Consider the following 12,140-nt stretch of genomic DNA (forward strand, 5'->3'; position numbering starts at 1 on the left):
CGTCAAACGGTCGCAAAGAAAATGCGGGCCCGGGGCAGTCCCCGGCCCGCACATCTCGGTCGCATCGGTGCGGTCAGGCGACGAGCGGCTCCGGCAGCGGCCGGGCGTGCAGGACGTCCAGCCGGGACACCGCACGCGTCATCACGACATAGAGCCGGTGCAGTCCGCGCGCCTCGGACTCGACGATCGCGGCCGGCTCCACCACCACGACATGGTCGTACTCCAGGCCCTTGACGACCGTCGCGGGCAGCACGGTCACCCGCGCGGCCGTGCCGACCTCGTCGGCCGTCGCCGTCTCGATGCCCGCCTTGCGCAGCGCCGCCGAGGTGGCGGCCACCGCGTCGTCGGCCGCGATCACGGCGACCGACCCCTCGCGGTCGAGCGCCGCACGCACCGCGGACACCGTGGCGGCCGCCATGTCGTCGACCTCGCTGATCGACAACTCGCCGTCGTGGCGCAGCGAACGGGCCGGCGGCACATCCACACCGAGGGCCCCCACCAGCCGGTTGGCCAGCTCCATCACCGCCGCCGGGACACGGAAGCCGGTGGTCAGCGGGACGACGGTGGCCTGCGTCTTGCCCAGATACGTCAACTGCTCCTGCCAGGACCGCGCCGACCAGGGCGCCGTCGCCTGGGCCAGGTCGCCCAGCACCGTGATGGACCCGAACGCGCTGCGGCGGGCGATCGCCCGGCACTGCATGGGCGACAGGTCCTGGGCCTCGTCCACGACCACATGACCGAAGCCCTCGGGGCGCTCGATGAGCCCCGCGACCTCGTCGAGCAGCAGCATGTCCTCGACCGACCAGCTCGCGCTCTTCTCCGACCGCGGCGGCTTGGCCCACAGCAGCGTCCGTTGCTCGGCCGCGTCGAACACGCCGTCCGCCGCCTCCTCCATCACCGCCGGGTCGCTCAACAGCGCGGCCACGACCTCCTCCGGCCGCGCCACCGGCCACGCGGCCTCCAACAGCGCGGCGACCGGCTTCGCCCGGCCGATCTTCCGCGCCCAGGTGACACTCTTCGGCCCCGCCCGCCGCTCGGCCTGCTGCTGGATCAGCGTCACCACCCGCGAACGCACATGCTCGCGCCCGACGCCGTACGGCACCCCCATGCCCCGCACCTCGTCGATGACGCGGGCCAGGTCGTACGAGTCGACCCGCCAGCGGTACGACCCGTCGGTGACGGCGATCGACTCCTCCGGGTGCCTCACCCGGGCGTACAGGGCCCGCTCCAGGACGGTCGCCATCCGGTCGCTGTGCTTCAGCACGCCCGCGTCCTCCCCGTCCACCCGCTTGACCGGGTGCCGGGCCACCACGTCCTCCACCGTGAGCTGGGCGATGTCGATCTCGCCCAGCGACGGCAGCACCTCGGAGATGTAGCGCAGGAAGGTGCGGTTCGGGCCGATGATCAGCAGACCGCTGCGCTGCAGCCGCTCCGGGAAGGTGTAGAGGAGAAACGCCGCGCGGTGCAGACCCACGGCGGTCTTGCCGCTGCCCGGCGCGCCCTGCACGCACACCGACTCGGTCAGTTCGCTGCGGACCAGGTTGTCCTGTTCCGGCTGGATGGTGGCGACGATGTCACGCATCGGGCCGAGCCTGGGCCGCTCGATCTCGGCCGCGACGATCGCGCTCGCCGCGTCACCGTCGTCCTCGCCACGGGCGTGGTCGAGGTGCTCGTCCTCCAGTCCGGTGAGGTCCTCCGGAGCGCCATGGCTCCAGGGCGCCCAGCCGAAGCGCCGCCGCACCGCGACTCCGCGCGGCTCCAGGGCGCTCGCCTGGTAGTAGGTGCGCGAGACCGGCGCACGCCAGTCGATCACCAGCGGCGGTGCGGCCGGGTGCTCGGAGACCCGCCTGCGGCCGATGTAGTACCGCTGCCGCCGGTGGTCCCCCGCGTCCTGCGTGTCCTCGAAGTCGAGCCGGCCGAAGAACAGCGGGCTGTCGGGCTCCTCCGCCATCTGTCGTGCTCGGGTGCGCAGATAGCGGCCCAGCGCCTCGGCGCTCGCGCCGTCGCCCGACACGTCCTCGCCCGCGACGACCTGGTACTGGGCATCGTCCACCTGGCGGGTCATCGCCTCGCGGCACATCGCGACGTACGCACGCTCCAGGGCCAGCTCGTCGTCGAGTTCGACGGCCCCCTGGGTGCCGTACGTGTCCTGGACGTGTGACGTCATCGATCGACCTTTCCGAAGTGACGGTCTTGCGCGCCGCCCGGCGGGACCGGTCGGCGAATTACGGGTCACAGCATAACTGAACCGGGTTAATAGACTGGCTGGGTTGTGTTATTGGCGGGGCAGGGGAGGGCCGGGTGCCAAACGGTTCTCCGCCGGGCCGCCGGGCCGCCGGGCCGCCGGGGCCCGTGGCCTGGGGGCAGCGCTGGTGGCGCGTGATCCCGTCGGGTCGTGCCCCTGGGGCAGCGCCGGGACGGCGCCTGTGGCACCGAGGGGCGGGACCGGGGAACGGCCGGGCGGTCTCCGCCGGGCCGCGGCCCCGGTCCGCGCGGGTGCCGATCGAGAGGGCGGCAACGGTGCCGCCCCGGGCGGCGGGCCGGGTGCCGCGCCGGTGGGGGCGGCCTGGTGCACCGAGGGGACGCCACTCGGGTAAGGGCCGGCCGGCGCCTGGTCTCCGCCGGGCCGCGCGGCCCGGGGCCGGGCCCGGGGGAGGTCGCGCTCAGCGTCGGGCCGCGAGCAGGGCTCCCAGGACTGCCGCGCGCACCAGGTGGGCGGGTGCGTAGAGTTCCTTGCCGATCCACAGCGGGGGGTGGCGTTCCCCGTTCAGGCCGTGTTCCAGGAGGAAGGCGCAGCCCCGTCGCACGGCCTCGTCCGCCTCCTCCGTGGGGGTGCCGGCGGTCAGTTCCAGCAGGGTGCGTACCGCGTAGGCGGTTTCCTCGGCTGTGCCCTCCCAGCGGCCCCAGGAGCCGTCCTCGCGCTGTCGCTCCAGGAGCCAGGCCACGGACCCGCGCAGCGTGTCGGCCGTGTCCGGGCCGGCGTACCGGTGCAGGGCCAGGGCGCAGCGCATCGTCGCGAAGTAGGGCGAGGCGTGCCATTTGTCGGACCAGCTACCGTCCGGGTGCCGGCGGTCGCGCAGCCATGAGGCGATCCGGGCCACGGCGTCCCGGTAGCGGTCGGCGTCGACGGGATCGCCGGCCAGGTGGCAGCCCAGGGCCTCCAGGATGTGGGCGTTGGTGGTCGTGGAGGGCTCGTGCTCCGGGATCGTGGACATGAAGTGGCTGCCCGCGTCGTACTGCCACAGGTACGCGGGCTCCTGGGGTGCCCCCAGGTGGGCCAGGGCCGCGAGGACGATCGCGCTGGTCTCCGCCTCGTACGCGAATCCCGGCGCGGTGGGGGCACCCGACCGGCCGACGTCGCCCGGCAGTTCCTTCAGCAGCGGGGCGAGCACCTCGCGCGGCACCCCCGCGGTCGCCAGGTTGCCGGCGATCCACGCGCGTTCGTAGAAGACGAGCGAGGTCATCGCGGGGACCCGGCCGCCGCCCTGCTCCTGGGCCCGCCGCAGGAAACGCACCGAGGGATGCGTGGGATCGGCCGGCTCGCGCGGGCCGAGCCAGGCCGCCGTGGCGGCCGCGGAACAGCCGACGACCCCGTCGACCGGCTCCATCTCCGCGGCACTGACGGCCGCCGGGCCGACGATCTCCAGATAGTGACCGGCGAGCGGATTGCGCCAGGCGCCGCCGCGCAACGCGCGCAGGGCGTCGTCGGTCAACCCGTGCGGCAGCGCCAGCGGTTGAGCCGCCGCGTCCCCGAGGACGGCGAGACGGGCGTTGACACCCTCCACCAGGGCCGGGATCAGCAGGAAGAACACGACCGTCGACGGCACCGGCCGGGCCACCAGAGCAGCCGCCGCCGCGAGCCCCCGACGCGCGGCCCCGACCAGACCGGCACGCGGCAGCGGCGGCGCCCCGCTCTCCCTGCCCAGCACGGCGAGCAGCGCCTCCGTCGCACTCAGCGTCGGCACGAGGGCGTACCCGCCGGGCCCGGCCCAGCTGCCGTCGGGCCGCTGCTCGTCCAGGAGATGACGGACCCGGGCGGTGTCGCCGTCCAGCCAGGGGGCCAGCGACACCAGCCGGGCCGTCTCGTACACCGACGGACCCAGCGCGCCGGTCGGATCGTCCAGCACCCGGTCGACCAGCTCCGCGACGAGCGCGTCGAGATCGGGGCCCGCGCTCACGCCGGGATCTCCTCGGAGACGGTGATGCTGTCGACGAGCAGCGACGACGGCAACGTGCAAGGGTCGGGGTCGCCCGGCAGGACCGGGCCGCCCGGGCTGCCGATGATGATCGCCAGACAGAAGTACACCGGCTGGTCGAACAGCCAGCCCTTCGGGGTGGTGTCCTGCGGGGTCAGCCGCAGATACTCACGGCCGTCCAGGTACCAGGTGATCGAGTCGGGGCCGCGCCGCCAGACCGCCGAGTAGGTGTGGAAGTCCTCGCTGAGCGCACTGCCGTCCTCGGTGGTGGTGCGCGCGCCCATGCCGAGGGACGGGATCTGGTGGCACTCGGGGGAGTGCACGGCACCCCACACCGAGTCGGGCTCCGAGCCCAGCGCCTCCAGGACGTCGATCTCCCCGGCCCGGTACCAGGCCTGCACCGGGTCCTCGTCACCCCGGTGGCGCAGCTGGGTGCCCCAGGCCCACAGGGCACAGTCCAGGCCGGGGCCCGCCGCGGTCCTCACCCGGGCGTCCAGGCGCAGCGCACCGCCGGGACGCGGCACGAAGTCCTCGCGCAGGGTCTCCAGCCACGCCGCCCGGTACTCCCCGTCCTCATGCGTGGCGGTGATCCTCAGATGCCCGGCCCCGTCGAGGCCGACGTTCGCGGGAGCGTCCGTGTGGAACTCGATGCCGGCGCCGAACGGCTGCCCGGTGACGATCTGCCACAGGGCGGGGTCGGGCGGCGAACCGGCCGGGCCGTCGAAGGTGTCCTGCCACAGGACCCGCCACGACGACGGCGGTACGGTCCCGGCGGACGGGGCGGTGGCGTGCTTCTGGTTCACGGTCTCCATCGCTTTCTCAGGCTCCGGCTTCGAGACGCTCGGCCATGGCGAGCGGGGTGGGATGGGCGAACAGGTCGGTCAGCCGCACCGGCACGCCCAGCGTCTTCTCGATGCGCTGCACGAGCTGCGCGCCGAGCAGCGAATGCCCGCCGCTGTCGAAGAAGTTGGCGTCCGGGCCGACATCGGTCCGGCCGAGCGTGGTCTGCCACAGCGCGAGCAACTGCCCGGCCGTACCCGACTGCGCTCCGGGCACGGCCTCGGCCGCCGGACTGCGCTCGGCACGGCGCTGCTCGGCGAGACGGGTCAGCGCGAGATGGTCCCGCTTCTCGTTGGCGGTGGTCGGCAGCGACTCGAGCACCACGATCTCCTGGGGCACGGCGGCGGAGGGCAGCAGGGACCGGGCATGAGCCGTGAGCCCGGCGGCGTCCAGGCCGTCGGGGGACTCCACGAAAGCGACCAGGGCCGTGTCCGCCCCGCCCCGGCCGACCACGACCACGGCGACATCCCGCACACCCGGATGGCCGAGCAGTACCGCCTCCACCTCGCCCAGCTCGATGCGATGGCCGCGCAGCTTGATCTGCCGGTCGGTCCGGCCCAGCAGCTCGACGGTGCCGTCGGGCCGCAGCCGGGCCAGATCACCGGTGCGGTAGTGGCGCCCGTACACGGGATGGTCCGCGAAGCGCTCCGCCGTCAGCTCAGGACGACGGTGGTAGCCGAGCGCGACACCTGCCCCGGCGATGCACAACTCGCCCCGCACCCCGACCGGCAGCTCCCGGCCGTCCGAGTCGACGATGAACACCTGGGTGTTGGCGATCGGGCGACCCACGTCCACGCGGTCCACGTCGGCCGGCACCGGGCCCGAGGTGGACCAGATGGTCGTCTCGGACGGGCCGTACACATTGAGCAGCGAGCCGCCCGAGGCGGCGAGGGTGCGGGCCAGCGCGGGCGGCAGCGGTTCCCCGCCGCAGACCAGGCGCCTGCCCGCCAGCCGGCCCTCGGCCGCCTCGGCGACGACACGCCAGGTCGTCGGGGTGGCCTGCACGATGCCGACGTCGTGCGCGACGACCTCGCCGAGCAGGGCACGACCGTCGGTGCGGGCCTCGTCGGAGGCCACGACCAGCCGCCCGCCGCAGACCAGCGGCAGGAACAGCTCCAGCGCGGAGATGTCGAAGGCGAACGTGGTCAGCCACAGCACGGAGTCCTCCGCGGTGACCTTCAGTTCCTCGGCGAAGTGCCGCACCACATTGCCGAGACCGCGGTGACTGATCAGGGTGCCCTTCGGCCTCCCCGTCGAACCGGAGGTATAGATCAGATACGCGCAGGAGTCCGGATCGGGCCCGCTCACCGAGGTGTCCGGGAGCGGCCCCTCCTGCCCGACCCGCTCCAGCGGCAGCACACGCGCCCGGACCCCCTCGGGCAGTTCCACGCCCGGCGCCGTGAGCACGGCCCGCGCACAGGAGTCCTCCAGGACGTACGCCAGCCGCTGCACGGGGTGCTCCGGGTCGACGGGCAGATACACCGCGCCGGCCAGCCACACCCCCAGGGCCGCAGCCGCGAGTTCGGGCCCGCGGGGAGCGGCCAGCGCGACGATGTCACCGGCCCCGACACCGGCGTCCGCGAGGACGGCCCGGGTGTGTTCGGCGGCCCCCCACAACGCGGCGTACGTCGTGCTGCGGTCGCCGCTCACCACGGCGGACGCGGACGGCGCCAGCGCCACCCGCTCCCGCACCGCCGTGAGCACATCGGCCGGCTCCACCGGGCGCGCGGTGTCGTTGGAGGCGGCGAGGACCGCCCGGTCGGAGGGACCGGCCAGCGGGAGTTCGCCCATCGGCAGGTCCGGCTCGGCCGCGGCCGCGAGCAGCAGCGACTCGAAGCGTTCGAGCAGGCCCTGTACGTCCGCCCGGTCCAGGACCTGTGTGTAGTACGCGGCCCGGATGGTCACCCGGTCCGCGGAGGACAGGAAGAAGAACTCGAGGTCGAACTTGCTGAACCCGTTCTCCACCGGCAGTCTGCGGGCCGTGGTGTCCGCGAGCGGGAAGGTCGTACGGGCGTCGTCGGGAACGTAGTTGAACAGATGCCGGAACACGGTGTTGCGCCAGGAGGCGCCTCCGTCCCTGCGCAGTTCCGGCGTCAGGACGTCGACCGGGACATCGGCGTGGGCGACCGCCCCGAGGAACGCGTCGCGGGCCGTGCGCACCAGGCCCCGGAAGCCGCCGCCGAGGTCGACGGGGATGCGCAGCGGCAGGGTGTTGACGTGGTAGCCCACCGCCCTGGACGCGTCCCGCGCACGGACATTGACCGGAGTGCCCACCACCAGGTCGGGTCCCGCGCCGTGCCGGGCCAGCAGCAGCCCGTACGCGGCCAGCAGCACCACGGCCTCCGGCGCGCGCAGCCCCTTCCGCAGCCGGCGCAGCACCTCGGTCGCCCGCGGGGACAGGTCGGCGGTGACCTGGTCGCCGGTGAGGGTCGGCTCGGGCAGGTCCTCGCTGCCGCACCACAGGGCGAGCCCGGCGGCATCGGCCCCGGCCAACTGCCCGCGCCAGTACTCCACGGCGGCGGGCCGGGGAGCGGGCTCCCGGTACGGCGGCTGCGCGGCCAGCAGTTCGGCGGGCGGTTCGCCACCGGCGGCCAGCGCCGTGTACCCGGCGGTGAACTCGTCCAGCAGGACCGCGCCGGAGACCGTGTCGAAGACGAGGTGATGGACGGCGAGACAGAACGCGTCGCCGTCCGCGCACCGCACCAGCGCGGCCCGCACCAGCGGCCGCCCGTCGATGTCGAAGGGCCGCGCGATGAACTCGCCCACGACAGCGGCGACTTCGTCCGGCTCCGCCGTCGGCTCCTCGACCTCGATCCGCAGGGCGTCGGCGTCGAGCACCTCCTTGGTGAGGCCCGCCTCCTCCTGCCGGAACACCGTGCGCAGGGCCTCGTGCCGGCGCAGCAGCAGCTCGACCGTGCCCTGGACCGCGGGGCCGAGCAGGGCCGCGTCGGCCTGGAGGGCGACGGAGAGGTTGTTGACGCCCTTGACGGGCACCAGCTCGTCCAGGAGCCAGAGTGCGTGCTCCTTGCTGTCGGCCGGGTGGGAGCGACGTTGCGTTGCTTCTGGCATTCCAACCGTTCCGTAGATTCGCGTCCGTAGATTCGCGTCCGTGGTTTCGCGTCCGTGGCTTGGCGTCCGTGGCGTGGCGTCTGTGGCTTGGCGTCCGTGGATTGGCGTTCTTGGATGCGCGAAATTCGCCTGTGGGGTGTGCGAGTGCGCAGGCGCCTGGCTCCTCAGCCGCGCGTCTCGGTGCCGAGCAGCTCGGCCACCGTGCGGGTGACACCCGGGTCGCGCAGCAGATCGACATGCGGGACGTCGACGCGCAGCTCCCGGCCCACGGCGATGTCCTGCCCGACTCCGCGGGAGCCGTTCAGGCCGCTCGTGGGCGACGAGGAGGTGACGACGACGGCCTCCCGCCACGCCGGCAGGGGGTCGATCTCCGCGGCCGCGATCAGATAGCCCACGAACGACGCGAAGACCGCCGTGAACTCCTCCTGCCGCTTCTCGTCCAGCTCCAGCCGGTCGAAGACGGGCTTGGCGGTACGCCGGTACACATCGAGGAGGTCGGCGCCCAGCGGCGCCATCTCGGTGTGCTGCTCATGGGCCCGCCGCGCCTCGGCCGCCGCCTGCGCCGTCTCCTCGTCGCTCAGCAGGGTGGACATGGAGTCGAGGACCTTGTGGAACTGCGAGTAGAGCGTCGGCGGGCCGGACTGCTCGGGATCGAACAGCACGAGCGCGGGCGCCCGGCCCTGCCGTTCGGCGAAGCGCTGCGCGATCGCGCCCGCGTAGACGCCGCCGACGCAGAAGCCGAACACCGCGCGGACCGGGCGGCCGTCGGCGGCCACCTCCTCCAGCCACCGCTCGACGGGAGCGGCACCACCGGCGCCGGTGCCCGCCTCCTGGGGGACGGTCTCCCAGATCGAGAGGGGCAGGCCGGCCAGACCCGCCGCGAGATCGGTGAAACGGCCCTCGGCGCGGCCGGTGGCGTCGAAGTCCACGGCGAGCACCAGCTCGTGCGCGTCCGCGTTGCCGAGAACCCGCCACGTCTGCGGTTCGGTCATGGTTCGGGCTCCCCCAGGTGCAGTGGAAAACAGTCCGTTGGTGGTCGTGGACGCCGCTTCGGGCGTGGGTGTTGCATTCGCGGTCACGCTATGTGCGCCTCCCGGCCCGGATAACCCCTAGCCGACCCCTTGCGACCCCAGGCCGGTGCGGGTGGGCGGACAGCGCGGCCGTGCTCACCGGAACCGGTCCAGCTGCCCGGACAGGACCCGGGCGACCGCGTCGGTGCGTTCCGAGACGAAGAAGTGACCGCCCTCGAAGACCCGCAGGTCGAAGGGGCCGGTGGTGTGCTCCTGCCAGGCCCCGGCCTCCTCGACGGTGGTCTTCGGGTCGGTGTCGCCGGTCAGCGCGACGACGGGGCAGCCGACCGTCGCGCCCGGCGCGCTGCGGTACAGCTCGATCGCCGTGTAGTCGGCCCGCAGCGACGGCAGGAACATCCGTACGATGTCCTCGTCGTCCAGCGCCGCCTGCGCGGTGCCGTCCAGGGCTCGGATCTCCCGCAGCAGAGCGTCGTCGCCCTTGCGGTGCAGATCCTCGCTGCGATGCCGGGACGGCGCCCGCCGCCCCGACACGAACAGGGCGACCGGCTTCACACCGGCCCGCCGCTCCAGCCGCAAGGCCACCTCGAAGGCGACCGACGCGCCCATGCTGTGCCCGAACAGGGCGAGCGGCCGGTCGCAGCCCACGGCCTCGACGACCGCCTCGTAGGCGGCGTCGGCCAGCTCGTGCAGATCCTCGAAGGCGGGCTCCCGATGCCGGTCCTGTCGGCCCGGATACTGCACGGCCACCACGTCCAGCCGCCCGGCCAGCGCCCGGGACAGCGGATGGAAGGACGTGGCCGAGCCGCCGGCGTGCGGGAAGCACACCAGGGTGACGGCGTCGGCGGGCGCCTGCTGATAGCGGCGGACCCAAGGGCTCTCAGTACGTGTGGGGGTCATGACGCGGTCCTCTCCATCTCCTCGTGCAGGTGCGCGGCGAGTTCCGCCGGCGTGGGGTGGTCGTAGACCAGCGTGGGCGGCAGGTCGATGCCGGTGACCTTGGTGAGCCGTCCGCTCAGCTCCACCGCGGTCAGCGAGGCGAAGCCGGCGTCGAGGAAGTCCTGGTCGGCAGGGAGCGCATCCGGATCCAAGTGCCCGAGCACCGCGGACGCCGCCGACAGCACCGCGTCCAGCAGCAGAGCGGGCCGCTCCTGCTCGGACGCCCCGGCCAGTGCCCGCGCCAGGTCGTCGCCGTCCTCGGGCAGCGGGGCGTCCAGAGACGTGTCGGCGCCGACCCTGCCGTGGTCCCACGCCGACAGCAGCGACAGCACGGCGTGCAGGGAGTCGGCCTCCTGGGCGGAGTCGACGTCGAGCAGGGTGGCCAGCCCACCGAGATCCCGGCTTTCGACGGCCTGCCAGAAGCGCCGCTCCAGGTCACCGCCACGGGGCGTGGTCGTCGAGGCCCGGGGCGCGGCAGGCCCGGACGGCAGCCAGTACGCGCTGCGCTGGAAGGCGTACGTCGGCAGCTCGACCGTAGGGGCGCCGGTGGGGGCGAACACCGCCCTCCAGTCGGGGGACACCCCGTGGGCGTGCAACTCGGCGACGGCCGTGCCCAGCGCGACGGCGTCGGCACGGTCGCGCCGCTGGACGGGCACCACCAACGCATGGCCGCCGAGGCTCTCGCGGGCCATCGGGGCCAGCACGGCGTCCGGGCCGACCTCGACGTACGCGGTCACGCCCTCCTTCTCCAGCTGTGTGAGCTGATCGGCGAAACGCACCGCCTCACGCGCGTGGCGCACCCAGTATCCGGGGTCCGCCAGCAGCCCGTCCGCAGCCGTCTCCCCGGTGACGTCCGAGACCACGGGGATGCGTGGCGCCCGGTACGACACCTCACGCGCGATTGCCGCGAACCCCTCCAGCATCGGATCCAGCAGCGGCGAGTGGAACGCGTGACTGACCCGCAGCCGCCGGGTCCTGCGGCCCAGGCCCGCGAAGTGCGCGACGATCTCCTCCACGGCACGCACGCGGCCCGAGACGACCACGGCCGACGGCCCGTTGACCGCGGCGACCCCCAACTCGTGCGTCCGGCCGGCCAGCAGCGGCAGCACCTCGTCCTCCGCCGCCCGCAGCGAGGCCATCGCCCCGTCGTCGGGCAGCGACTGCATCAGCCGGCCGCGTGCCGCCACCAGCCGCGCCGCGTCGGGCAGATCGAAGACCCCGGCGACATGGGCCGCGGCCAGCTCACCGATCGAGTGCCCCGCGAGCAGCTGAGGCCGCAGTCCCCATGCCTCCAACTGGCGGAACAGCGCCACCTCCACGGCGAACAGCGCGGGCTGCGCGTACTCGGTACGGTCCAACAGCTCCGCCTCCGGCGTGCCGGAGTCGGCGAACACCACCTCGGCCAGGGGTCGTTCGAGCAACGAACCGAACTGCGCGCAGATCTCGTCGAAGGCCGCGGCGAACACCTTCGACGAGGCGTACAGCTCCCGGCACATCCCGGGCCGCTGAGTCCCCTGCCCGGAGAACAGGAAGGCGACCTTGTGTCCGGTCGTACCCGCACCCCGCACGAGGAACGGCGAGTCCTCGCCACGGGCCAGCGCGTCGAGAGCCGCGAGCCGGTCCGCCGGATCACCGGCCGGCACGACACCCCGGTGCCCGAACGCGGACCGGGTCGTGGCCAGCGACAGCCCGACCTGCGCGGCGGTCAGCTCCGGCCGCTCCCGTACGAAGTCCCGCAGCAGCGCCGCTTGCCCGCGCAGGGCCGCCGCACTCTTGCCGGACAGCACCCACGGCTGCACGACGCCACCCGGCTCACCCTCCGTGGCCGGGCTGTGGTCCGGCTCGGCGTGCTCCAGCACGACATGGGCGTTGGTCCCGCTGATGCCGAAGGAGGAGACGGCCGCGCGGCGGGCCCGGCCCGTGTCCGGCCACTCGGTGGTCCGGCTCAGCAGTGATACGGCGCCGGAGTTCCAGTCGACGTGGGTGGAGGGGGTGTCGACGTGGAGGGTGCGGGGGAGGAGGCCGTGGCGCATGGCCATGACCATCTTGATGACTCCTCCGACGCCGG

7 protein-coding genes are annotated in these 12,140 nt (G+C 73.7%); all 7 read right to left on the reverse strand.

The features are described from left to right. Positions 1-73 precede the first annotated feature (73 nt). On the reverse strand, positions 74-2,167 hold the full coding sequence (locus IE94_RS0131770; protein ID WP_425337993.1) for a HelD family protein: 2,094 nt from the start codon (positions 2,165-2,167) through the stop codon (positions 74-76). Between the two features lie 496 nt (positions 2,168-2,663). After that, positions 2,664-4,178, reverse strand: a complete 1,515-nt coding sequence (locus IE94_RS0131775; protein ID WP_030191225.1) for a prenyltransferase/squalene oxidase repeat-containing protein — start codon at positions 4,176-4,178, stop codon at positions 2,664-2,666. Continuing rightward, on the reverse strand, positions 4,175-4,999 hold the full coding sequence (locus IE94_RS0131780) for a glycoside hydrolase family 16 protein (protein WP_157849414.1): 825 nt from the start codon (positions 4,997-4,999) through the stop codon (positions 4,175-4,177). Before IE94_RS0131780 ends, IE94_RS0131775 begins: the two co-directional genes overlap by 4 nt. Before the next feature lie 16 nt (positions 5,000-5,015). Then, a complete protein-coding gene (locus IE94_RS0131785; RefSeq protein ID WP_030191231.1) occupies positions 5,016-8,105 on the reverse strand; it encodes a non-ribosomal peptide synthetase in 3,090 nt (1,029 codons plus the stop codon). A 164-nt stretch (positions 8,106-8,269) separates the two neighbouring features. Beyond that, positions 8,270-9,097, reverse strand: a complete 828-nt coding sequence (locus IE94_RS37360; protein WP_030191236.1) for a hypothetical protein — start codon at positions 9,095-9,097, stop codon at positions 8,270-8,272. Positions 9,098-9,271: 174 nt separating this feature from the next. Then, a complete protein-coding gene (locus IE94_RS0131795) occupies positions 9,272-10,033 on the reverse strand; it encodes a thioesterase II family protein (protein WP_030191238.1) in 762 nt (253 codons plus the stop codon). After that, positions 10,030-12,140, reverse strand: a 2,111-nt coding sequence (locus IE94_RS36350; RefSeq protein WP_209441101.1) for an acyltransferase domain-containing protein, incomplete at its 5' end; no start/stop codon positions are given. The genes IE94_RS0131795 and IE94_RS36350, both read right to left, overlap by 4 nt.

This window comes from Streptomyces violaceorubidus, assembly GCF_000717995.1.
GTDB lineage: Bacteria > Actinomycetota > Actinomycetes > Streptomycetales > Streptomycetaceae > Streptomyces > Streptomyces violaceorubidus.